Origin of the sequence: Clostridium aquiflavi, from assembly GCF_031344075.1 — a bacterium.
Taxonomy (GTDB): domain Bacteria; phylum Bacillota; class Clostridia; order Clostridiales; family Clostridiaceae; genus Clostridium; species Clostridium aquiflavi.
The window spans coordinates 15003-37985 of the sequence record NZ_JAVJAN010000028.1 but is presented as its reverse complement, the minus strand read 5'-3'; the positions used below and the strand labels follow the sequence as shown (position 1 = coordinate 37985).

The window sequence follows — 22983 nt, the reverse complement described above, 5'->3', positions numbered from 1 at the left end:
AAAATATTGGATTAATATAGTATAATAAGGATGAAAATGTAAGATTATATAGAGATAATGTCTATAACTAGAAGTTCGGAAATTTAAGAAAAGTATGTTTTAGAATTTGTGTAAAGCAATATTTATAGACATCAAGGTCGGCTATAACTATATATTAGAATAGAAACATGATGTTGATATTAATATTTTATTGTTATATGAAATGCCCATATAAATACATTTAAGATAAGGAGAGAAAAATATGCAATTTGATAAAGATTTCTTAGACAATTTAAATAAATTAATAGTATCATTAAAACTTGCTCAGCGAGCTGAATTAATTAATGAAGATAATAATAAAAGTATTATTGATAAACTATATGTTGATCCTTTACCAAATGAGGCAATATTTAAACAAGTGATTGAAGATTCTACTGTTTTTTTAATTGGGAGAAAAGGAACTGGAAAATCAACAATATTTGCAAGAGCTCAAGAATATTTTAGACATAAGAATAAAGAAATATCAGCTTATATTGATGTTAAAACACTATATGGTAAATCTATATCTCAAGATATTAAAGTAGAATTTAATAATGAACATGTACAGAAATTATTGTTATTACAAAATTTTATTTTACAAGTGTTAAATGGACTAATTGATGAACTTGAAAAAAGCTTAGAAAATAAAAATCTTCTGAGAAAGATATTTAAGAAGAGTAAGTATAAAGAAACAAAAGTACGATTAACAACACTTAAGAAAGAAATAAAAAGTCCTAACTTTGTAGATGTTAGTCTCATTGTTCAAAGTACAAATCAATCCAAAGGAACAAGTAATAATGAAAATACAAATAATATTACTTCACGAGCAAAAGGTAATATATCCTCAAAAGATGTATCACTTGAAGTTGCTTATGAAGAAGTAGTCGGTGCGAAAAATAGTACATCTGAAGAAGAAATGAAACAATTTTCAGCTCTTTTATTAAGGCATTTTAGTATTAAAGAATACATGGAAAAGATATCTTCAGAATTGAAATCACTAGATATAATGAAAGTGCATATATTTTTAGATGATTTCTCTGAAATAGATTTTGAAGCACAACAAGTCTTTGTTAATACTATATTAGCGCCATTAAATAATTGGTCTGAAAAATTTTTCAGATTTAAGATAGGCTCATATCCAAAAAGAATTTTTTATGGTGACATAGAAAAAGGAAAAATAAATGAAATAAGTTTAGACTATTATAGTATTTATAAAGTCAAAGATTTACCAGAACTTGAAGAAAAAGCTATTGATTTTCTAGACAGACTTCTGATAAAAAGATTTAAGTTTTATCTTAATGAACACCCTTCAATAATATTTCAAATAGATAATAAGGATAATACATGGGAAAGTTACAAAGAACTATTATTTCAAGTATCTATGAATATACCTAGGGTTCTTGGCTACATACTTAATTATTGTTATCAAAGTGCACTAATTTATAATAAAAAGATAACCAAAGCATTACTTGAAGAAGCTACTCAAAAATACTATGAAAATCAGATAGTTTATTATTTTGAAAAAACAAATTATTTAGCAGAAGCATTTAATGAAAATCTTGATAGACATGCACAGCAAATTCTTATTAATAAAATTGTTGATAAATCAAAAGATTTAAAATCAAAACTTGCAAATGAAGATACAGAACTATTTAAAGATATTCCTAAGAGCAAAGTTCCAACAAGTCATTTCTATATAAAAAAGGGATATGAAAAGTTTTTTTATTCATTGGAATTAAACTATTTTGTAACAAAATATTATGAACAGTCAGATAGAGACGGAGTACCTATAAGTATTTATTCTATAAACTATGGATTATGCAAGGCAAATAATATACTATTTGGAAGACCAAAAGGTAATACGAAATATAGAAAATATTATATTTCGAGATATTTCGATAATAATGATTTATTAGAAAAATATTTATTAGGACAAACTAAATTTATTTGTAGTAAATGTGGAACAGTTTATGATTTTAGCGAATATGACGTATTAAATAAAATAGGAATGTTATGTTATAAAGGCTGCCGTGAAGTAGGCTTTATAGAAGAAAAGTACTATTTTGATGATAAAGATCTATTTAAAAGTGTAAATAAAGAAGATTTATTATCAGAAATTGAATTGGATATTTTGCATGTATTAAGTCAAAATGAAGATTTAAATTTATATGCAACAGTAATAGCAAAGGAGTTAGATTGTTCTTACCAATTAATATCCAAACGTTCTAGTATATTGGAAGATAAAGGGCTATTAATAAAAAATCAGGTATATATTGATGGTGATTATAGAAATGTATATAAAATTACAGATAAAGCAAAAAAAATATATTTTGGATTAAAAAATTAAGAATTTAAGTAATATCAATATAGTTTTTATATAGATTGGTAAGGTGGCACTTCGGCAATCCAGACGTTATAATTTTAAGATTAAATATTATAAATTGTAATTTTGACTTAGGAATTGCATTAACTAAAGAAAAAGTGATTATAATGTATGGCAGTATATAATAGTAAAATTTTAGAAAATGACAAAAGAATTATTTACATATCTTGAAAGGAATGAGATATTTAATGGAAGTTTCAATAGTTATAAGTAAAGATACAAGAATCTTTGAAATAGGAAAGTTAACTTTTGAGATAGGGAGAGATGGTGTTATAGAAAAGTTAACTAAAGAAATTATAGATGATAATTTTAAGGATAACTTTGATTTTATTAAGGATATTGAAAAATGGATTTGTAACGATGTAGATAAACAGAGAAATAATATTGTAGGGATGACTAAAGGCTTGTTATTTATTTACTGTGAACGGGGAAGTGAGCTACTAAGAGATTTTCTTATTTGTTATAATAATGATACTGTTATTAATTTGATTGCTTCACGAGCAATATACCAGCTAGAAGATTTTCAAAATAATTTTAATAATAAAGATGATTTAGATTTATATATATTAAGACTGGATGAAATAATATATATTTTTGAAAATGAAATTCTTTTAATCGAAGATATTACATTAAAAAAAGTAAAAGAAAAAATGTCTAAAATATATGAGCGAAAAGATAATGTATTAACAATTAGAATGAGAAGGGGATATATTAGTGATATTCTATTGTATAACTGTGAACGTTGGAAAGAAGAAATAATGAAAGAGGATGAAAAAATTACTTCTGAATTAGATGAATTTGTGGCTAGACGTACTTATGAACAAAATAGCTTTAAAGAACTAGGTTTTTATAAAAATATTATTAAACCTGATAAATGGACTGAATTTGAAGAAATGACTGATTTGATTAGAAATGAGTTAGTTAGATTTGATGTTAACATAAACTATTGTGATAAGATAGAGAAATTTATAAATAATGAATTTTCTAAAGATGGTGTATTCCCAAGTGATATAATGTTTATTAGCAATTTTTGGAATAATGCCATATCGGAAATGACATTAGTAGCAACAAAAATATATTCTCAGGCAAGACCGAATAGTAGTAATCCTAATTTTGGATTTGATTATTTGAAATACTTCATATGTACAAATTCTGAAAATAAAGAAACAGCCGTAAAGATTATGGGAAAGCAGCTTAAAGAACTAATTAAAGAAGCAAAAGAGTTAGTAAATAGAATAGAAATTTTAAGGAATGCTTATATAGCGCATTATGACTTAACTAAACTAAAAGAAGCTAGAAGAATTCAATTAGATTTAGAAGAATTCAAAAGAATACATAGTATCTCTAGCAGAGTATTTGAGATTTTATCATTGTATCGCTTTCATTATTATGATAGCGCTTATATGAACCTAATAAAATATAACGGATTTGAAAGTATAGTTTGTAAAAATTATTTTATGAATAAAGCTCAAAAGACAGATTTAGATAGGTATCTTGATGTTTTGAGATTAAATTTGAAGCCTAAATTTATTGAAAGAATAGAAAAAATAAATAATATGAGGAATCAAGTGAAGGAAAATTATGATGGTAAATAAAAGGATTTAATGGATTAATTATTAAAGTACAAATTCCAATTTGTTTGATTGAACAAAACTTGCATAATGTGTGGTTTGGTTAATGCATGTTTTTATAACTTTGTGACATTATCTGTATTGAGGATATAGGTAATATCTATAGTTATTAACTTCCCATCATTCATATAATTGGACAAGCTGTGTTTACAGCCATTAGGCTAATAATACGAAACTATTGCAGGCTATAATTTTCTATAATGAGGGGTTAATTTACATATTACTTGAAAATAAAGGAGAAGATACAGATGGATATAGCTACCTTTTTTTACGAAGATAACAGAGAAATGTCTCATCAGCAATTGGCAGTTTTTTTATCTACCTTACTAAAACATTTTAGTAATAATTGCTCAATGAGAATATTTCATGGACTTGTTCTTTTTGAATGTTTAGGAGAAAAAATTTCTAGTGTAAAGCTAAATGATGAAAAAGAAATATCTTTTAATATGTCAAAAGATACTAAAATGCATATTAAGGCATACAAACACTTTTGTAATGAAATACAAGTTTCACAAAATTCTATAAAGCAGTTATTTAGTTTAGATGACTTTGAAAAAGGAATATATTCTATAACTGTGGTGGGGGAATTTAAAGAAGCTTTAATTGACATAGATAAACTTTTAAATATGATGGATTTAACATACAAGGGTTATGCAATACTTGATTATAGTTTGTTACTAAACTATTTATTGTTTGTTGACTATATGGAAGATAATTGCATGATATTAGACGGCAAAGCAATAATAAGTGATAATATATTTAAATGTGATATTTTAGAATATTTATTTGATGAACAGTGTACATTCGTGGATATAGATACTTATAAAACTATAATTGAAGATAATGCTATGTTTAATAAAAATAATAGGTTTGTTGATGAAGAGAATAAGAACTACTTATTTGAATCAAAGCAAGTAAATGAGTCAACATTTTGGCAACTATTAACGGAACAAGCATTTTATTCATTAATTAATAATAGTGATGCTATTAGCAATTTTGAAATAAACGTAAAGCGACGCTTATCAAATAAAGATATTGATGATATGTCAAAGAAATTATTAGGTTATTGTTTAAATAAGCAAAATACTAAAGGTAAGGATAAAGCCATAGTCTTTGAAAAAACTTTAGGATTCAACAAAGACAACTATTATTTACTTGAAGCTCAGCTTAAAGAAGGTTTAAAAAATAGCATATTAAAATTTAAGGATATAAATAAATATGGATTTCCTTTTTCAGCCTTTATTGAAGTTCAAGGCATTGATGGTAACAGAAAAACAATAGAAACTGGATGGATTTTTGAGCCACATAATGCTGAAAAAATTAGGCTCGTAACAGCTTACGTAGCTAATCAAAAGAAACAAATAAAAGGGAAAGTTTCAAATTTGTTCATAGAAAAAACTATAATAGATTACTACAAAAAACTTTTACAAAAAGCAAAGGAATACGCAGTTGAATCAAATAAAGAATATGAAATTACTCCAATGGTAATATCCTCACATCTGGGAAAAAAAGATATTGTTCCTCAAGGAGAGTATGGATATTCATTTTTAGAAATTAAAGATAAAGAGTTTGCTTTATGGTTAATTAATAATGAAGAGGCTAGATTGTATGAAGGAGTATGTAAAATAAATATTGATATATGCTTTAGTTATCAGCTATCTAAAAATTATGCTAAACATATGGCAGAAGTTTTTGAAATTAATGGTATTTCAACAGATGTTGTTTCTATATATGATTGACGCAAATTTTGTATACTTCCCATTATTCATATACTTAGAACAATTAGGAGAAATTATTTATAATAAGTAATTGAAAATAAATACTTAGTTCATAATTGTTACTTATAAAGTTCTATAAAATAATTTTATAGAAAGGTAGATTAAATATGAAAAAGAATATTATACTTTGTTTTATAATGTTTATTACATTAGGATTGTTAACGAGTTGTAATAAAGCGGAAAGAAGTTCTACAGGCATCCATTATACGGTGGAAGATAATGTACACATATATTCAGAAAACTATATTGAATTGTACCAGAAAGCTCTGGCTGCGATGTTTGGAAGTGATTATGAAGTTGTCGAAGAAACTGAAATATATCACCAAGCCGGTGATATTAATGAAGATATTGATAAGCACGATATCAAATATATTCAGTGGACTATAAAATATACAGATGTTAACGGGAGTGAACAAGAGTTTCTGCTGAACAATAGCTCTACTTTGAAACATCAGATAGAGAGTTACCTGAAAGAATATATTGGTAAATATTATCAAGAACGGTTTATGAACAAGTATTTTATAGATATACCAATAGTAAATTCAAGTAGCTATACTTATTGCAATTTGTCAGACAGTACAGGTTATACGGATAATGATAAATATGAAGCTATGGAAAAACAGGTAAATGCATATAGGGAAAAACTGGAGACATCGGAGGGGTGCATTAATTTCACTGATTTTACTATGGAGAAAGCTTTTGACATATGTCCAGTTTATTTATCTATACATATTTCACTTGATGACCGTTTATATGATGCTGAAAAAAAGGTTGAAGTGGAAAAAGAAGCATTGCAGAAGGTAGAAGAAATGCGTAAAGCGCTTATAAATTTTACAGATGGAACGGTAAATGTTGATATAATAGTAGGTAACCTTAAAGGTAATGATTTATATGATGGTAAAGGTGATTGGCGATGGCATATTCTTAATGGAGAACCGATAACGTGTGAGTCAATTTTATTTGGCGAAAATGTATATGAAAGCTATAAGGGTTTTTTTTGGTAAAGTGCTTTGAGATGGAAGGCAATGTGATGAAGAATTATATTATAGCTAAATATATAATGTAAAGCTATCCATTATTCATAAAATATGAAGTTTAACTTTAAATGATAGTATAGTAAATATAAGTTTTAGATACTAGGAGTAAACAGAGTTAACTAACAAAACACCCATGTATAAATAATTATGCATGGGTGTTTATCTTATAAAAGAAAGAGTTTTTTATTATGAGAGAAAGATTATTTTAAATCAAATTTTGTGATTGCTCTGTGTGTTATTTGAGCAGAATCAATTGCTTTTAATAATCCACCATTAATGAAAAAGACTTCTTTTTAGATTATAAGGTTCATTAATGTTTTAACTTGATCTGCATTAACATCTTCTTTTACACTAGAAAAGTTCTTTTTGTAAATACTGGATCACCATTCTTATCAACACCTTTTTGAATTTCAATGCTCATGATAGTGTCCTTTACAAGTTTGTTTATAGCCATTAGTTTAACCCCTTTAATTTGATTTCACATAGGATATATGTTTTAGAATTAAAAAATACAAGGTTAGAAGAAAAAAATTATATATTTTTTTATAATATGTAAAGTTGTAGTCATTACTAAAATTCTCTTAAAAAATTATAAGGGTGTATTTACAAAATATGATATAATTAACCAACAGAAAAATAGTAATTTGTGGAGGAAAAATATGTTTAAGTTGGGAAAATTAAAGTTTGATGTGGAGAATGCGACATTTGGTGGGAGTTTTATGGATTCTGCCATGAGTAAAAGAATGCAGAGTACTGGACTGGCAGAATTCTACTGGTCTATAGAAATAGATATGAATGCAGGAGATTTTGTAACAGAATTAGATAATGAAGAATTGGAAGACTTAGAAGATGATGAAGAAATTTATTATGAATCGGTTTCGCCTCGTTTGTATCATAACAATGGTTTTAGGCTTGATATAAAATCATGGAAAGATATAGAAGGACTTTCTTTAAAATGGGATTCTCAATATAATGCAAACGGTGAAGAAGCAGGAACATTGTATGTTTTTGAACATGAAGATGTAACTAGTGGAACAATTAAATTCTTAAAAAGAAATGGAAATAGGTTTCTAGTTCGATGGACAGGAACTGCAAATGTGTATTGGGATGATGAATATGGTGAAGATGTTCCATTTTCTTTTGAAGGAGAAGTGGAGTTTAGTGGAGTTAGTGCTTATTGTGATGATATATCAACTTTAGATGAATTAAAAATAGTCATGACAGATTTTATTAATTTAGATGAATATAAATGCATATTCAATGATACACATAAGATTAAAACAGGGATTTCTAATGTGTGGAAATTATTCCCTGAAAATATAGATAAATGATAAATAGATGATAATATTATATTGCGTGAATATGGATTTGAAATAGAAGTATTAAGGTAACACAAATTCCAAATTTGTAAAGGAGACTAACAAATGAAATTATTTAATTTGTTAAAAAAAGATACAAATAAACTCGATTTTTCGGAAATTGATTCTAATAAAAAAGCTCAAGAATTATATGAAAAAAAGATTCTTGTACCTCTTTATTTGATGCCATTACGTTTTAATGGTGAGCCAGTTTTTGAAAATACATATATGTACCACCAGTAGTAGTTACATTAAAGGACAGATATGATGATATGATTGAAGATTTGCTAGAACAGGAAAAGGTTAATGGTTATGAGTGCAAACCAAAGTATAGAGGGAATAGTTTTATTCCTTGTTCGTTAACTATCATAGCAAAGAAAAATGAACAAGAAGTCTTTACCGAAACCATAAAGATATGGTAAGTAAATTTCAATTTCATGATGAGGTATTTATTTTGTTCTAAATGTTAACATAGGTTGATTAAAGGAAGATTTTTTTCAATATCATTTTCAAATAAAAATTATCTTATATAAAGGCAAGTCTAATTCCGGCAAACAAGACGTTATCCCGTAAATGATACAAGCCTAAACAGGCTAGTACACTTCGGGAAACTTTGTTTACCTAAATAGACATGCCTATATTCTTGAATACAATAGATTTTCTTTAAGATAAAAAAATCTAATTTTTAAACTTAATTGATTTATAGATAATATTCTGGAAGAGGAATAAAACAACCAGGAGATAGAACATCCAAGCCACTCATACTTCATTTATAGATATTCTATCTCCCAATTGTTATATTCCTATGTAGCTAATTTATAGATGTTAGGTATAAGAGCTGCAACTAAAGCAGTAGGAATTTTAAGAACAGCTCCTATACTATCTAAGCCCTCCTCTGGGGTCAAGGTAGGGTATGGACTAACTTAATCAAAAGTATCAATTATATTTATATTTTTAAAGTTTATATCACCTTTTCATTAATCTAGTCCAACCCGTGAGTATAATGAGGCAGATGCCTAAAATTCTCTTTGTAGGGCATAAGTTAAAGCTAATGGACAGGCAAAATGCTAGTCCATTAGGTTTAACCTATGCCTATTATATTTTTAGATGTTCTCTTATTTTATAGATGAATTAGTAGATAAGATAGTATTTTTATTAAATACTATTTTATATTTTATTTAGCAATATTCTTTATAATTTTAAATAAATTGATTTTATACTTTTATTACTAAATTTAACGAATTTTCAGGGTGTTTATATCTTCTAAATATGCCATCGGCTAATATATTGTTTTCTATATATCTGTAGTTTGAAAAGTAAAATTATATCATAAAAAAAGTTAATAATGTCAAGGGCTAGGACTAAGGAGCAGATTGACATTATTAATTTTTTATAAACTTTTGTAGCTAGATCAAACATACCCAAGGCTTGTCATTAGAATTATGTAATTAATTTTTTATATTAGGATTTTCTTTTAGTTTTATATGACTTTATTAATCCAACTATTCCAGATATCATACATATAATTCCACAGATTATCTCTAATTTATGTCCTAAAGTATTTTTCCCAATTGAAGAAATAGATATAAGAAATCCAAATAATATATATAGAAAAAATATACTATAGAATTTATCGAAAGTAGCTACAAGTTTAATATGTAATTTTTTTAACAATATCTTACCCTCTTTTCATAGTAGTGTCTTTATTTAACATAAATATACTGTATTTAAATATATTTACTTATAAATTATAGTATTTATTTTGTGATATGTATAGTAACTGCCATAAAGGGGAATAATTTTAATAGGAGAAAATATTAAAAGGGGATAAATTTTATTTATAGTAGAAAGGGTGTATCAAAAAATGAGATTTAATTTAGAAACATCAAAATTATTATATGAAGTGAGGTATAGAGATTTAACCTCAAAAGAATCTTATATATATTAGCAGCTATATAAAGATATAGATGGAAAATATTTCATACATTTAATTTAGAGTTAAAGAGGTGAAGTTATGGTTAATATAGATCATAAAATAAATGATTTAAAGAATTATTTTAAATCTAATGATAATATAGTGGCAGCATGGTTTATAGGCTCATATGGAACAGAATATCAAACAGAAGATAGTGATATTGATATTGCATTATTATTAGACAAAAAAATTGGTATCATGGATGAGATGGATATATCATGTAGAATTAGTGAAGTCCTTGGTTTTGATAATATTGATACTATTAACCTTTTATCTGCACCTATAACATTACAATTTAAGGTCATAGATGAGGGTAGAAGTATTATTATTTAATAAAATTATTGTTTATTTTCTATTTAACAATTGAAAATAAAATTGTTAAATAAATAGGTTATATAATTAGTAATTTAAAGTAAAAATCATTAAAGGTAGGATGTCAATCTTAGAGGTTTATTTACATGCATATTATTAAATCAAAGTATAATTACAGTTCTTAAAAGATATGATAAAATAAATAATAGAATAGAGAATTTCATGCATTTAAGATATTAAAAGCTCTTGATTGCCTTAAGTTTGAAAGAGGTGAAATTATTAATGAATGATACTCAAAAAAATGATTTGTTTTATGTATGCTGTCTTATAGAATTTATAAGTAGAAAAAGCAAAAATAGAAGATCAACAATTGTTGAAATATTAGGTAGGAAAGAATTAGCTAGGCAATTAGATATTGCTCAGGTTAATCATTGTCTATCATTTGAGCAAGTTTCAGATGAAATAATAGAGTATTTTAATATACAAGAAGGTAACTTTGATACAGTTGGATTATGTAAATACAATGTTCCAAGTGTTCAATCTATAGGAAAAGTATATCAAAGATTAATATTAAGCATAATTTCAGAAAAAGCTAATTTAGCAGATGTTTTATTTGAAGTATTTAATTCATTTATAAGTGATGAAATTTCAGACTTTAATTCATCAGTTTATTATAGTAATCCAGATTATTTAAAATGGTCATATTTAGAAGGAAGATTATTAGAGTAAAAAAACAAAACCCTAAAGGTAAAAAATACCTTTAGGGTTAATTTACATACTCATACTAATATATATATAAATTTTTCTTAAAGCACTAGTCTTTCTATTAAAAGAAGTAGAGTAGCACACATCTTTTAATAGAAAAAATAAATTGATAATATATAATGAAAAACTATGGTGTAAAAATGGTGTAAAATATAAAAAACTAGGTCGGGAAAAGTGTGGGAAAATAAGAAAAACACCAGTGATTTAATTACCTTAAACACTGATGTTTACTACAATGGTGACCCATACGGGAATCGAACCCATGATTCCACCGTGAGAGGGTGGCGTCTTAACCGCTTGACCAATGGGCCTCACAACAAGTTTGATTATACGCCTTTATTTTTTTTATGTCAATATTTCCTGTAAATAAATTTATTTTACAAAAATTATAAAATTAAAATCTAAAATTAACCTAAATAGGAACTAGTATCTTAAATTGTAAAAGTAATTAATTAACATACTTATAATAAATAAAATTATGTTGGACATACTAAATTTAGACTAATTATAAATTGAATGTTAGGAGGGATTTTAATGCCTAAAGATAGTCAACCAGATAATAAAACAGCAAGAATGGAAAAATGTAATTATCAAACTCCAATAACAGAAGAAGGTCATAATCATAATCCTAATGCAAAACATAAATCTGTAAAAAGAGAAGGTTTTTCAAGTCAGCATTATAACAGAGCTGGAAATTAATTTTATTAAATTATAGAAGAAAATGGTGTTAATATTAATAAATAAAAATTAATATTAACACTTTTTTTTTACTTTTACGCATAAATTAGTCGAATACTGTTTTAAAAATAATTACTTTAAATATGATAAAGTGTTAAAATATTTAACTGTATAATGAAAAAAAATAAAAAAATCACATATTTTGTTTACATAATAATATTTTTTCCATATAATAGTTAATGTATGTTAATTTAAATGTTGAAATTTAACAAGTTGAGGAGGAATATAGTGAGTAAAAGAGAGGGCTTTTCAAGTAGATTAGGATTTATACTATCTTGTATTGGAGCAGCAATAGGTTTAGGAAATGTATGGATGTTTCCTTATAAGCTGGGTGAAAATGGTGGGGCAGCATTTTTAATCCCATATTTTCTTTTTGTTATTATTTTAGGAGTAGTTGGATTAATGGGAGAGTTTGCATTTGGAAGAATGTACAAACAAGGATCATTAGGAGGAATAAGACAAGCTTTTAAAGATAAGAATATAAAAGGTGGAAAGATAATATCTATAATTCCTACTATTGGATTAACAGGAATATTCATGTTCTACACTGTGGTAATTGGATGGGTTTTAAAGTACTTTTTTATAAGTTTAACTGGAGAAATATCATCAATAAATACTGAAACATATTTTGCAAACTTTACTAATGGGCCTAGTGTAATAGTATGGCATGCATTGGCTGTTTTAATAACACTTATAATAGTAAGTTTTGGTGTTACAAAGGGGATTGAAAAGATTAATAAAATAATTATTCCGTTATTATTTATTATTTTTATAGTTTTAATAATCAAGTCTTTAAGTTTACCTAATTCAGTTGAAGGAGTTCAGTATCTATTAAAACCTGATTGGGCATATTTATTAAAACCAAGTACATGGGTTATGGCTATGGGACAAGCGTTTTTCACAGTATCTATAACTGGATGTTGTATGGTAGCATGCGGAAGTTACGCTGATGATAAATTTGATATACCGAACTGTGCTATAAATACAGCAGCATTTGATACTTTATCGGCATTATTAGCAGCATTTATGATTATGCCAGCAGTTTTTGCATTAGGACTAAACCCTACAGCAGGGCCTGCATTAATGTTTGTTACAGTACCAAGTATATTTCAAACAATGCCGTTAGGCAGTTTATTAAGTGCATTATTCTTTTTAAGTATAATATTTGCGTCAATTTCTTCATCAATAGCAATGCTTGAAGGACCAGTAGAGGCTGCTTTAAGTGTAACTAAGTGGAGTAGAAAAAAAGCAACAATAATTATAGCTAGTGTAGCATTTATTTTTGCAATTCCACTAGGCCTTAATGGAGAATTATTTAATAATTTTACAAACTTTATAACAATAATATTATCACCAATAGGAGCAGTAATAACGGCATTTATTTTCTATTATATAGTTGATAATAAAAAAGCATTAGATGAAGTAAATAAAGGTGCAAAATACAAATTGGGAATTGGATTTATTAAATTTGGTAAATACATATTTGTTCCAGCAACAATAATTATAATAATTCTTGGTGTTATATATGGTGGAATTGGTTAAATAACATTTTATCTATATAATCTTAAAAAATATAAAATAAAAAAAGTTACCTTGATAATATATATGTTATTTAAAGGTGACTTTTTTTATTCATTATTTTTTAATGCAGCTATTTCTTTTCTTAACTCTTCAATGCTATTTTTTAGATTCTTAATTTCAGATTCGTATTTATTTGATGATTTATTACTCTGATTATTAGAGGTATTAGTTGAAGAAGATTCATAGGAATCACCAGTTTGATTAGTATCAGTATGAGTAGGTGGATTTGGACAGAAAGGATTGGCTACATTTTTATATTTTATATTATAGTACCTACCAGGTCCTCCTTGGAAATATTGTTGTTGAGAATTAAAAGTTAGTATAACCTGTCCTAATAATTCAAACCAATTTCCAATTGCATTTTGTAAGTTAAAGGGCAAGTTGCCAGCCATAACCAAACCTAGTATTTGAGCTATCAATGTAAAAAGTTGTGGAGCTAAATCTTGAAATCCACCAGGAATATCATTACAATTTGTGCTTGTACTATTGGATTCTGTATTTGAATTACATTGTTCATTCTTACAATTCCAATCACAATTTGAGGTGTTTCCACTATTTTGAATATAGTTAATAAAATCATTAAAGCTAAAATTGTTAAAATCAAAATTATTAAAATCCATTTTACCTCTCCTATGTAATTATACCTATAATATAGTATTCAATTAATACATTTAGTGAACATTAAAAGTTTTGGATATAATTTTTAGTTGAATAAAAGTAAGTAGTACCTTATAATTTATCCATAATAAAATATTTGTTTTTTAGGTTCTATAGGCATTTAAATTGCTTAAGATTAATAGGGAAAGTGGTTAAAATCCACTACAGCCCCCGCTACTGTAAAGGGTGACTAATTCTTTAAGGAATATGAAAATAAATAACAAGTCAAAGATGCGACGGATATTTTGTGAAATACAATGACTTAGTTCTGCTAATAGTTGTGCTATTAGCAGAATCCAAGGAAGAAGTAGTTTACAAAATAAACTATCATACTGACTAGTTATTTATTTGAATGTGACTAATATCCACTGAAATTTTTACTTGGGAAGGAAAAGAATTTTTAGGATGACCCCTGAGTCAGGAGACCTGCCTAAAATTCATGCTATCTTTCGGAGGGAGGGACAATAGCAAGTTAAAAGAAAATAAGAAATTATTTTTTTAGTTTGTTATGTGTTTAAGTAAGTCCTTACTAATGTATATTATTTTAGTAGGGATATTTTTTATTTTGAGAAAATAATTGTGTTTTATTATAAGAAAAAATAAATTAGTAGAGTGGAGAAAGAAATATGAAAAAAGCAATTTTAGTAGTTAGTTTTGGGACGAGTCATTTAGATGCATTAGAAAATTCTATTGAAAGAATAGAAAATAAAATAAAATATGAATTTAAAGATTATGAAATATTTAGAGCTTTTACAGCACATAAAATAATAAAAAAATTAAAAAATGTTAATAACATAGATATAGCTACACCTGAAGAGGCATTAGAAGATTTATATAAAAAAGGATTTAAAGAAGTAATAATTCAACCATTACATATAATTCCCGGTGAGGAATTTGATTATATAAAAGGTGTTGCTAAGATGTATAAAGATAAATTTTCTTCTCTTAAACTTGGTAGACCAATATTTTATTATCAAGGCATAGAGGATGCACCACAGGATTATACATTGTTTATAAATAGCATAGAAACTTTGTTAAAGAAAAATGAATGTACTATATTATTTGGTCACGGAACTCCACATTGCTGTAATTCTGTATATGGTTGTCTTCAAAGTGTTTTAGTTGACGAAGGATATGATAATGTTTTTGTTGGAACTGTAGAGGGGTATCCTACTTTTGAAACAGTATTAAAGAGAGTAAAAAGAAAAAATATTAATAATGTTACTTTAGTTCCATTAATGGTGGTTGCAGGGGATCATGTTAAAAATGATATGGCATCAGAAGAAGAAGATTCTTGGAAAAGTATGTTCTTAAATGAACGTATAAATGCTGAAGCATATATTCATGGATTAGGTGAAATAGATGAATTTACAAATCTTTATATTTCAAGAATTTATGATCTTATAGAAGACAGATATTTAAATGTAGGAAGTACGAAAAAATTACACTGCGCTTTAGTGTAGTGTGGATATATACATTTTATTTATCATAATTAAATCAAGAAAGGAGTGAATAATATGAAATCTATAATTATTTCGTCTAATTGTAGTGGTGGAGGAAAAACAACATTTACTTTAGGTCTTATGAAAGCATTTAAAGATAGAAGTTTAAGTGTACAAGGTTATAAGGTAGGCCCTGATTACATAGATACAGCTTTTCATAAAGAAGCTACAGGAGTAGAATCTAGAAATCTTGATACATTTTTAATGGGGAAAGATGGAGTTAGAAGAAGTTACTTTAAAGGAAATGGTGACATCGGAATAATTGAAGGTGTAATGGGATTATACGATGGTGTAGGAGTAACAACAAAATTTTCAACTTATGATATCTCTAATACATTAGGAAATATGCCTATAATTTTAGTACTTTCACCTAAAGGACAGAGTTCAACACTATGTGCAGAAATAAACGGTCTTAAGAACTATAGAAATGCTAATATTATTGGTGTTGTATTAAATTGTGTAAGTGAAAAATATTATAAACTTTTAAAATATGCTATAGAAGAAAATTGCAGTACAAAAGTATTTGGATATATTCCTAAAAATGAAGAATTAAAAATTTCTAGCAGGCATTTAGGTCTAGTGCAAAGCATGGAAATAGATGATTTACAAGATAAGTTATCATTATGTAGTAAACTAATAAATGAACATGTTGATTTAGATGGGATTTTAGAGAGTATGTTAGAAATTAATTGTGATAGCAATAATAAAATAGAGATTAGTATAGAGAATAAGAATCTAAATATTGGAGTGGCTTTAGATAAGGCATTTAGTTTTTATTATAAGGATAATATAGAACTTTTAAAATCTATAGGAAATGTTATTTATTTTAGTCCTATGAATGATGAGAAATTACCAGATAACTTAGATTTTTTATACATCGGAGGAGGATATCCAGAAGTTTTTAAAGAAGAATTAGAAAGTAATATATCTATGAGAAAAAGCATAAAAAATGCATTAGATTCTGGACTAAAATGTTATGCAGAATGTGGTGGTCTTATGTATTTAACAAAAGAAATTGATGGATATAATATGGTTGGATTCTTTAATGGAAAAAGTGAAATGACTAAGGGTCTTAAAAGATTTGGATATTGTACAGTAAATATAGATGAAAAATATTTTGGGCAAAAAGTTAAAATAAATGCTCATGAATTTCATAAGTCAGATGTTAATTTAAATGAAAATAAAATATATAATGTTGAAAAAACACAATATGATGGAGAAAAGATAACTTGGCAGTGTGGATATTTAAAAAATAATACATTAGCAGGATATGCACACATTAATTTCTTGGGAAATATTAAATTAATAGAAAGTTTAATAAATAGATAAATAAATTTAATGAAGTGTTAATATATACATAAGTAAAGTGGACTGAGTAATTGAACTTAGGAATACTAAAATAACTATAGTCCCATTTTAGCTTGTTCTCAATATAAAATTGAGACAAGCAGTAAATGTGACAATACTCATTAAGTATTCTCAAAGTCCAATTACAATGCCACTTTACCTAGTGTATATATTAACTTAAATTTAAATAAACTATAAATTAAATCAATTTTATAAGAAGAGAAGGAGAGCGTATGGATTATTTGAAGAATCCTATGGGGATTGAAGAAAAGAGTTTTGAGATAATAGGTGAGGAGTTAGGTAAGCATTCTTTTACAGATGAAGAACTTTTAATAGTTAAAAGAGTTATACATACAACTGCTGATTTTGAATATAAAGATTTAGTTGAAATAAGTGATGATGCTATAAGTGTAGGAAAAGAGGTGTTATCTAAAGGGGCTACGATATATACAGATACTAATATGGCTTTAAATGGAATAAACAAGATGGCGTTAGCTAAAACAAATAGTAAGGTAATTTGTTATGTAAATGAACTAGATGTTCATAAGGAAGCAAAGGAAAAAGGAATTACTAGAAGTATGGCTGCTGTTGAAAAAGCTTGCAGTGATAATGTAGATATATTTGTATTTGGAAATGCACCTACTGCATTATTTAAACTAAAAGAACTTATAAAAGAAAAGAAAGCAAATCCAAAGCTTGTAATAGCAGTTCCAGTAGGCTTTGTTGGAGCAGCTGAAAGTAAGGAAAATTTAGATGAACTAGGAATTCCTTATATAAGAGTAAAGGGAAGAAAAGGTGGAAGTACAGTTGGAGCTGCAATTGTAAATGCACTTTTGTATATGATTGTTAAAAGATAGGGTCGGTCATATTTATACTCCATTAGCATTGGCTTTTGGAATTAGCTTTTTTGACTTGTTATGGGAAAATATAAATTAGTAAGTGCATTTCATGTACCGAAATTAGGAGGTAAGTTTCTATGTTTGAAATGTATATTGAAAGTGGAATGAATAAGTTGAGATGTGGGTACACAACAGGATCATGTGCTACAGGAGCTTCTAAAGCAGCAACAATGTTACTTTTTAACATATTAGACGATGAAGAAGAGTTAAATGAAATAGAAATAGACACTCCCAAGGGTATAAAAGTTGAAATGCCTATTGATGATGTAGTTATAGGTGAAAACTTTGTACAGTGCACTATATTAAAATTTAGTGGTGATGATAAAGACATTACAATGGGACTCGAGATACAAGCAAGAGCAGAAAAAATAAGTAAAGAAGAAGCAGAAGAATTATCTAAAAAGTTAATAAGTAATGAAAGTAAGACTATTTTCTTAGATGGTGGAATTGGTGTTGGAAGAGTTACAAAAGATGGACTATTTGTAGCAAAGGGTGAACCAGCTATAAATCCAGTTCCAAGAGAAATGATTATAAAAGAGGTCGGGAGCATTTTACCAAAAAATCAATATGTAAAAGTGATAATTTCTGTTCCTCAAGGCATTGAGATAGGTAAAAAAACTTTTAATCCAAGGCTTGGAATAGAAGGGGGAATATCTATATTAGGTACATCTGGAATAGTATACCCTATGTCGGAAGATGCATTAAAAGCTTCTATAAAATTAGAAATAAATCAAAAGTCTTTAAAATTTAAAAATCTGATACTTACTTTTGGAAATTTAGGTGAGAATTATTGTAAGAGATTAGGTTACAAAGAAGAAGAAATTATTATATGTTCAAATTTCATAGGATTTGCATTAGAATGTTGTGTTTCTTGTAATGTTAAAAATATAGTTATAGTTGGTCATATAGGAAAGATGAGCAAGATAGCTTATGGATGTTTTAATACCCATAGTAGAGTATGTGGAGTAAGGCTTGAAGTATTAGCTTTAGAATTAGCACTTTTAGGATACGACATTTCTTTAGTAAATAAAGTTTTAAATGAAAAAACTTGTGAAGGTGCTGTGAAATTATTAGGTGAAGGCTATGAAAAATTATATGAAAATATAGGTGAAAAAATATTAAAGAGTATGAAAAATTATGTTTATGATGAATTAAATATAGATGCAATCATGTATTATGGAGCATCAAATCCAATCTTACTTTGGAGTTCATGTTTGGAGTGATAAAGAGATGTTATTTGTAGTTGGAATTGGTCCAGGACATAAAGATTATATTGTAGGAAAAGCAACAAATGTATTAAAAAGTTCAGATGTAATTATAGGGTTTAAAAGAGCAGTAGATTCTCTTGATTTTATTGATACTAAAAAAATTTATTTAAAGGGTTTAAAAGATTTAGAAAGAATATTAGAAGAAAATAAAAATTTTAATATTTCATTAGTAGCTTCAGGTGATCCAATGTTTTATGGAATAGTAAATTATTTAAAAAACAATATCACTAATAATTTTGAAGTAATACCAGGAATAAGTTCTTTTCAGTACTTATCTTCAAAGGTTAAATTACCTTGGAATAATGCGCATTTAGGGAGTTTACATGGAAGAAATGAAGAGTTTTTAAATACTGTAAAAGAAAATAATATGACTGTATGGCTCACTGATAAAGAAAACAATCCAAGTAAATTATGTGAAATTTTATATTCTAAATCTATTGATTGTAATGTAATTATAGGTCAAAATCTTTCTTATGAGGACGAAATTATAAATATAGGAAAACCTGAAGAGTTTATAAATAAACAATTTAGTGAACTGAGTATTTTAATAATTAGCCATGTTTTAACAAAGTGTTGATATATGTATAAGCAAAGGCGGACGAAGTAATTAATAGAGAGTAAAGGTGTTATATTATGATATTTATAAAAGATGATGAATTTATTAGAGGCAAATGTCCAATGACAAAGGAGGAGATCAGAGTTCTTTCAATAAGTAAGATGGATTTAAAAGAAGACTCATTTGTATTAGATATAGGAAGTGGAACTGGAAGTATTACAGTTCAAGCATCTAAGATTGCGAAACACGGAAAAGTTTTAGCTATAGAAAAAGAAGAGGAAGCTTATAATATTACAAAAAGTAATGTGGAAAAATTTCAATGTAAAAACGTTATGGTTTTAAATAAAAAGGGAACTAATGCATTATATACATTAGTTGATGAAGAACTAGAGTTTGATTCTATATTTATAGGTGGAAGTTCAGGAGAGTTAGAGGAAATAATAAGAATTTGTAATGAACTTTTAAGTAGTGATGGAACAATTGTTATGAATTTTATCACTTTAGATAATGCTTATAAAGCTATAGAAAAGATGAAATCATTAAATTATAAAGTAGAAGTTTCTATGGTTAATGTAAGTAAAAATAAAGGAGATACATTAATGATGATATCTCTTAACCCAATATATATAATTAAATGTAGAAGAGGAGAAGAAGAATAAAATGGCAGTATTATATGGAATAGGTGTAGGACCAGGGGATAAGGAACTTATAACAGTAAAGGGAGCAAAAACTATAAATATGTGTGATGTTATAGTTGCACCAACAGCTACAGAAGGTGGAGAAAGTATCGCATTTGAAACTGCAAGAGAATATGTTAGAGAAGATGCTGAAGTTGCAATTATGCATTTTCCTATGGGGGGAAAAGATAGATTAAAAAAATCAAGAGAAGCTTATGACTTTATTGAAAAGAAATTAGCAGAAGGTAAAAATGTTGCATTCTTAACTATTGGAGATCCATATGTATATAGTACTTATATTCATATGTTAAGTCATGTAAAAGAACATGGATTTGAAGTAAAGACACTACCAGGAATAACTTCATTTTGTGCAGCAGCAAGTTTAATAGATAGAACATTAGTAATTGGAGATGAAAAATTAGTTATATTACCTGCAAGCAAGATAAAAGAAATAACAGATGAAAAATACATAGTAATTATGAAGATGTACAAGCACGAAGAAGAGGTTCTAGATGTATTAGAAGAAAAGGGATTTGACTATACTTATATTAGTAGAGTTGGAAGAGAAGGAGAAACTATATTAAAAGACAGAGAAGAAATATTAAAGCTTTGTGATTATATGTCATTAGTTATAGCAAGCAGATAATAAGGCACATTCAAATATTAAGAAAAGAGGTAAAATATGGTTTATTTTATAGGAGCAGGACCAGGAGCAGTAGATTTAATTACAGTTAGAGGAAGAGATATTTTAGAAAAAGCAGATGTTGTTATATATGCAGGATCTTTAGTATCAAAGGAGCATTTAAAATACTGCAAAAAAGATGCTAAGTTTTATAATTCAGCATCTATGACTTTAGATGATGTTATTGAAGTAATTAAGACAGAAGAAAGTGAAAATAGTGTGATAGTTAGATTACATACTGGAGATCCATCAATATATGGTGCTATAAGAGAACAAATGGTTGAACTTGATAAGGAAAATATAAATTATGAAGTTGTTCCAGGAGTAAGTTCATTTACAGCAGCAGCATCATCAATAAAAAAAGAATTTACACTTCCAAGTGTTACACAAACTGTTATTTTAACAAGAGTTGAAGGAAGAACACCAGTACCTGAAACAGAAGATCTTGAAGCTTTAGCATCAATAGGTGCTTCTATGGCTATATTCTTATCAGTATCTATGATTGATAAGGTTGTTGATAAGTTAAGAAGAGGATATAAGAAGAACGTGCCAATAGCAGTTGTTGAAAGAGCAACTTGGGATGACGAAAGAATATTAATGGGAACACTAGATGACATAGTTGAGAAGGTAAAGGAAAATAATATAACTAAATGTGCTCAAATATTAGTGGGAGATTTTATAGGCAATGAATTTGAAAAAAGTTTATTATATGATAAAAATTTCTCTCATATGTTTAGAAATGCAGAGGCACAAAAATGATAAGTATAATATGTCCATCACCTAAGGGGAAGGGCATTGCTTATACTCTTAAAGAAGAGTTAGGATGTAATTTATACATAAAAGAAGAATCTAATCTAGATACAAAAAAGTTATACAACAATAGTGAAGTAAAACTGGTTAATAATATATTTAAAACAGATAGATTCAATTTATATGATGTAACAAAAGATGCAGTTGGATATTCCGATAAAATTATATTTATATCATCAACTGGCATTGCAGTAAGGGCCATAGCTCAATTTATTAAGAGTAAAGATAAAGATCCAGGTGTTGTGGTTGTAGATTTAGCTAATAAGTATACTATAAGTTTATTATCAGGTCATTTAGGTGGTGGAAATGAACTAACATTAGAGGTATCTAAAATATTAAATAATATACCTATAATAACTACAGCTACTGATAATTTAGGAATAGTAGCACCTGATATATTAGCAAAGCAAAACAATCTTATTATAGAGGATTTAAAAAAAGCTAAATATATATCAGCTATTTTAGTGAATGAAAAAATTATTGGTTTAAAAGATGATTATGAAAAGATAAATATTAATAAAGGATATAAAAACCTAAACAGCTTAGAAGAAAATTCTATATGGATAACAAATAAGATAATAGAAAATCCAGATTTAGATTATTCAAAAATATTAAGGTTAATAAAGAAGGATTTAATACTTGGAATAGGTTGTAGAAGAGATACACCTAGTGAAAAGTTAGAAGAGTGTGTGAGAAAACATCTTTTACTTAATAATTTAGAAATTAAGGCTGTAAAGAAAATTGTATCTATTGATGTAAAAAAAGATGAAAAAGCAATAATTAATTTAAGTAATAAATTAGAGTGCGATTTTAATACATTTTCAGGTGATGAAATAAGAAAAGTTCAACATAAGTTTGAAGGTAGCAATTTTGTATTAAAAAGTGTAGGGGTAACTTCTGTATGTGAGCCTTGTGTATATCTAGAGGGTGCTGAAATACTAATAAATAAGATAAAAGATAATGGAATTACGTTATGCATCGGAATAAATAAAGATGAATTTTAGGAGGA

At 27.0% G+C, this 22983-nt stretch carries 22 protein-coding genes, 1 tRNA gene and 1 riboswitch; of the genes, 19 read left to right on the top strand and 4 right to left on the bottom strand.

From position 1 onward, the window contains the following. Positions 1 to 241 precede the first annotated feature (241 nt). The 4 genes from RGC78_RS11065 (at position 242) to RGC78_RS11050 (ending at position 6814) form a co-directional block, all read left to right on the top strand. The gene (locus RGC78_RS11065; RefSeq protein ID WP_309556651.1) at positions 242 to 2365 is read left to right on the top strand and encodes a hypothetical protein; all 2124 of its coding nucleotides are present in this window, start codon (positions 242 to 244) and stop codon (positions 2363 to 2365) included. Positions 2366 to 2589: 224 nt separating this feature from the next. Further along, positions 2590 to 3996 (top strand): hypothetical protein, encoded by a 1407-nt coding sequence (locus RGC78_RS11060; RefSeq protein WP_309556650.1) that lies wholly within the window; start codon positions 2590 to 2592, stop codon positions 3994 to 3996. A 284-nt stretch (positions 3997 to 4280) separates the two neighbouring features. Next, entirely contained in the window at positions 4281 to 5771 is a 1491-nt protein-coding gene (locus RGC78_RS11055; RefSeq protein WP_309556649.1) for a DUF6883 domain-containing protein, read from the top strand. Between the two features lie 146 nt (positions 5772 to 5917). Continuing rightward, entirely contained in the window at positions 5918 to 6814 is an 897-nt protein-coding gene (locus RGC78_RS11050) for a hypothetical protein (protein WP_309556648.1), read from the top strand. Between the two features lie 379 nt (positions 6815 to 7193). Here RGC78_RS11050 and RGC78_RS11045 read toward each other — a convergent pair whose 3' ends face one another. Continuing rightward, positions 7194 to 7301 carry a DUF1659 domain-containing protein gene (locus tag RGC78_RS11045; protein ID WP_252213916.1) on the bottom strand — a complete coding sequence of 36 codons (108 nt, stop codon included), beginning with the start codon at positions 7299 to 7301 and terminating at the stop codon, positions 7194 to 7196. Between the two features lie 205 nt (positions 7302 to 7506). On the opposite strand from RGC78_RS11045, the gene RGC78_RS11040 reads away from it, so the two are divergent. Both RGC78_RS11040 and RGC78_RS11035 read left to right on the top strand, forming a co-directional pair. Continuing rightward, positions 7507 to 8178 carry a hypothetical protein gene (locus tag RGC78_RS11040; protein WP_309556647.1) on the top strand — a complete coding sequence of 224 codons (672 nt, stop codon included), beginning with the start codon at positions 7507 to 7509 and terminating at the stop codon, positions 8176 to 8178. A 93-nt stretch (positions 8179 to 8271) separates the two neighbouring features. Then, complete coding sequence (locus RGC78_RS11035; protein WP_252230453.1) at positions 8272 to 8448, top strand: hypothetical protein; 177 nt, start codon at positions 8272 to 8274, stop codon at positions 8446 to 8448. Between the two features lie 1218 nt (positions 8449 to 9666). On the opposite strand, the gene RGC78_RS11030 is transcribed toward RGC78_RS11035, so the two are convergent. Further along, a complete protein-coding gene (locus tag RGC78_RS11030; protein ID WP_252230455.1) occupies positions 9667 to 9879 on the bottom strand; it encodes a hypothetical protein in 213 nt (70 codons plus the stop codon). Positions 9880 to 10219: 340 nt separating this feature from the next. Here RGC78_RS11030 and mntA point away from each other — a divergent pair, with 340 nt between their 5' ends. Continuing rightward, positions 10220 to 10513: a type VII toxin-antitoxin system MntA family adenylyltransferase antitoxin gene (gene mntA, locus RGC78_RS11025; protein WP_252225488.1), complete on the top strand. Its 294-nt coding sequence runs from the start codon at positions 10220 to 10222 to the stop codon at positions 10511 to 10513. A 261-nt stretch (positions 10514 to 10774) separates the two neighbouring features. Next, positions 10775 to 11221: a hypothetical protein gene (locus RGC78_RS11020; RefSeq protein WP_252213903.1), complete on the top strand. Its 447-nt coding sequence runs from the start codon at positions 10775 to 10777 to the stop codon at positions 11219 to 11221. Between the two features lie 272 nt (positions 11222 to 11493). Here the strand turns inward: RGC78_RS11020 and RGC78_RS11015 are convergent. Continuing rightward, positions 11494 to 11568, bottom strand: a tRNA-Glu gene (locus RGC78_RS11015). Between the two features lie 223 nt (positions 11569 to 11791). On the opposite strand from RGC78_RS11015, the gene RGC78_RS11010 reads away from it, so the two are divergent. Both RGC78_RS11010 and RGC78_RS11005 read left to right on the top strand, forming a co-directional pair. Continuing rightward, positions 11792 to 11956 carry a hypothetical protein gene (locus tag RGC78_RS11010; RefSeq protein ID WP_252213901.1) on the top strand — a complete coding sequence of 55 codons (165 nt, stop codon included), beginning with the start codon at positions 11792 to 11794 and terminating at the stop codon, positions 11954 to 11956. Positions 11957 to 12223: 267 nt separating this feature from the next. Continuing rightward, positions 12224 to 13537, top strand: coding sequence for a sodium-dependent transporter (locus tag RGC78_RS11005; RefSeq protein WP_309556646.1), 1314 nt, complete (start codon positions 12224 to 12226; stop codon positions 13535 to 13537). Between the two features lie 86 nt (positions 13538 to 13623). Here the strand turns inward: RGC78_RS11005 and RGC78_RS11000 are convergent, their stop codons facing one another. Then, positions 13624 to 14196, bottom strand: a complete 573-nt coding sequence (locus RGC78_RS11000; protein ID WP_252213898.1) for a hypothetical protein — start codon at positions 14194 to 14196, stop codon at positions 13624 to 13626. 126 nt (positions 14197 to 14322) lie between these two features. Continuing rightward, positions 14323 to 14488: riboswitch (cobalamin riboswitch) on the top strand. A 371-nt stretch (positions 14489 to 14859) separates the two neighbouring features. On the opposite strand from RGC78_RS11000, the gene RGC78_RS10995 reads away from it, so the two are divergent. The 9 genes from RGC78_RS10995 to cbiG all read left to right on the top strand — a co-directional run bounded on the left by RGC78_RS10995 (position 14860) and on the right by cbiG (position 22978). Continuing rightward, the gene (locus tag RGC78_RS10995; protein ID WP_309556645.1) at positions 14860 to 15696 is read left to right on the top strand and encodes a sirohydrochlorin cobaltochelatase; all 837 of its coding nucleotides are present in this window, start codon (positions 14860 to 14862) and stop codon (positions 15694 to 15696) included. A gap of 54 nt (positions 15697 to 15750) precedes the next feature. Then, complete coding sequence (locus RGC78_RS10990) at positions 15751 to 17064, top strand: cobyrinic acid a,c-diamide synthase CobB (protein ID WP_309556644.1); 1314 nt, start codon at positions 15751 to 15753, stop codon at positions 17062 to 17064. A 251-nt stretch (positions 17065 to 17315) separates the two neighbouring features. Further along, on the top strand, positions 17316 to 17939 hold the full coding sequence (locus tag RGC78_RS10985) for a precorrin-8X methylmutase (RefSeq protein WP_309556643.1): 624 nt from the start codon (positions 17316 to 17318) through the stop codon (positions 17937 to 17939). Positions 17940 to 18058: 119 nt separating this feature from the next. Further along, positions 18059 to 19204 carry a cobalt-precorrin-5B (C(1))-methyltransferase CbiD gene (gene cbiD, locus RGC78_RS10980; protein ID WP_252213891.1) on the top strand — a complete coding sequence of 382 codons (1146 nt, stop codon included), beginning with the start codon at positions 18059 to 18061 and terminating at the stop codon, positions 19202 to 19204. A gap of 7 nt (positions 19205 to 19211) precedes the next feature. Further along, entirely contained in the window at positions 19212 to 19826 is a 615-nt protein-coding gene (cbiE, locus tag RGC78_RS10975; RefSeq protein ID WP_252213889.1) for a precorrin-6y C5,15-methyltransferase (decarboxylating) subunit CbiE, read from the top strand. A gap of 56 nt (positions 19827 to 19882) precedes the next feature. Then, positions 19883 to 20464: a precorrin-6Y C5,15-methyltransferase (decarboxylating) subunit CbiT gene (gene cbiT / locus RGC78_RS10970; RefSeq protein ID WP_252213887.1), complete on the top strand. Its 582-nt coding sequence runs from the start codon at positions 19883 to 19885 to the stop codon at positions 20462 to 20464. A gap of 1 nt (position 20465) precedes the next feature. After that, positions 20466 to 21128, top strand: coding sequence for a cobalt-factor II C(20)-methyltransferase (locus RGC78_RS10965; protein WP_252213885.1), 663 nt, complete (start codon positions 20466 to 20468; stop codon positions 21126 to 21128). A 36-nt stretch (positions 21129 to 21164) separates the two neighbouring features. Beyond that, positions 21165 to 21923, top strand: coding sequence for a precorrin-4 C(11)-methyltransferase (cobM, locus tag RGC78_RS10960; RefSeq protein WP_252213884.1), 759 nt, complete (start codon positions 21165 to 21167; stop codon positions 21921 to 21923). Then, complete coding sequence (cbiG, locus tag RGC78_RS10955) at positions 21920 to 22978, top strand: cobalt-precorrin 5A hydrolase (RefSeq protein ID WP_252225459.1); 1059 nt, start codon at positions 21920 to 21922, stop codon at positions 22976 to 22978. The genes cobM and cbiG overlap by 4 nt, the downstream gene beginning before the upstream one ends. Positions 22979 to 22983: the final 5 nt, after the last annotated feature.

What these genes read in the sequence shown, in the direction of transcription:
- cobM (WP_252213884.1), top strand. Translation starts at nt 21,165, where the DNA reads ATGGTTTATTTTATAGGAGCAGGACCAGGAGCAGTAGATTTAATTACA.
- RGC78_RS10985 (WP_309556643.1), top strand. Translation starts at nt 17,316, where the DNA reads ATGGATTATTTGAAGAATCCTATGGGGATTGAAGAAAAGAGTTTTGAG.
- RGC78_RS11035 (WP_252230453.1), top strand. Translation starts at nt 8,272, where the DNA reads ATGAAATTATTTAATTTGTTAAAAAAAGATACAAATAAACTCGATTTT.
- mntA (WP_252225488.1), top strand. Translation starts at nt 10,220, where the DNA reads ATGGTTAATATAGATCATAAAATAAATGATTTAAAGAATTATTTTAAA.
- cbiG (WP_252225459.1), top strand. Translation starts at nt 21,920, where the DNA reads ATGATAAGTATAATATGTCCATCACCTAAGGGGAAGGGCATTGCTTAT.
- RGC78_RS11050 (WP_309556648.1), top strand. Translation starts at nt 5,918, where the DNA reads ATGAAAAAGAATATTATACTTTGTTTTATAATGTTTATTACATTAGGA.
- RGC78_RS10995 (WP_309556645.1), top strand. Translation starts at nt 14,860, where the DNA reads ATGAAAAAAGCAATTTTAGTAGTTAGTTTTGGGACGAGTCATTTAGAT.
- RGC78_RS11045 (WP_252213916.1), bottom strand. Translation starts at nt 7,301, where the DNA reads ATGGCTATAAACAAACTTGTAAAGGACACTATCATGAGCATTGAAATT.
- RGC78_RS11065 (WP_309556651.1), top strand. Translation starts at nt 242, where the DNA reads ATGCAATTTGATAAAGATTTCTTAGACAATTTAAATAAATTAATAGTA.
- cbiE (WP_252213889.1), top strand. Translation starts at nt 19,212, where the DNA reads ATGTTATTTGTAGTTGGAATTGGTCCAGGACATAAAGATTATATTGTA.
- RGC78_RS10965 (WP_252213885.1), top strand. Translation starts at nt 20,466, where the DNA reads ATGGCAGTATTATATGGAATAGGTGTAGGACCAGGGGATAAGGAACTT.
- RGC78_RS11040 (WP_309556647.1), top strand. Translation starts at nt 7,507, where the DNA reads ATGTTTAAGTTGGGAAAATTAAAGTTTGATGTGGAGAATGCGACATTT.
- RGC78_RS11020 (WP_252213903.1), top strand. Translation starts at nt 10,775, where the DNA reads ATGAATGATACTCAAAAAAATGATTTGTTTTATGTATGCTGTCTTATA.
- cbiD (WP_252213891.1), top strand. Translation starts at nt 18,059, where the DNA reads ATGTTTGAAATGTATATTGAAAGTGGAATGAATAAGTTGAGATGTGGG.
- RGC78_RS11000 (WP_252213898.1), bottom strand. Translation starts at nt 14,196, where the DNA reads ATGGATTTTAATAATTTTGATTTTAACAATTTTAGCTTTAATGATTTT.
- RGC78_RS11055 (WP_309556649.1), top strand. Translation starts at nt 4,281, where the DNA reads ATGGATATAGCTACCTTTTTTTACGAAGATAACAGAGAAATGTCTCAT.
- RGC78_RS11060 (WP_309556650.1), top strand. Translation starts at nt 2,590, where the DNA reads ATGGAAGTTTCAATAGTTATAAGTAAAGATACAAGAATCTTTGAAATA.
- RGC78_RS10990 (WP_309556644.1), top strand. Translation starts at nt 15,751, where the DNA reads ATGAAATCTATAATTATTTCGTCTAATTGTAGTGGTGGAGGAAAAACA.
- RGC78_RS11010 (WP_252213901.1), top strand. Translation starts at nt 11,792, where the DNA reads ATGCCTAAAGATAGTCAACCAGATAATAAAACAGCAAGAATGGAAAAA.
- cbiT (WP_252213887.1), top strand. Translation starts at nt 19,883, where the DNA reads ATGATATTTATAAAAGATGATGAATTTATTAGAGGCAAATGTCCAATG.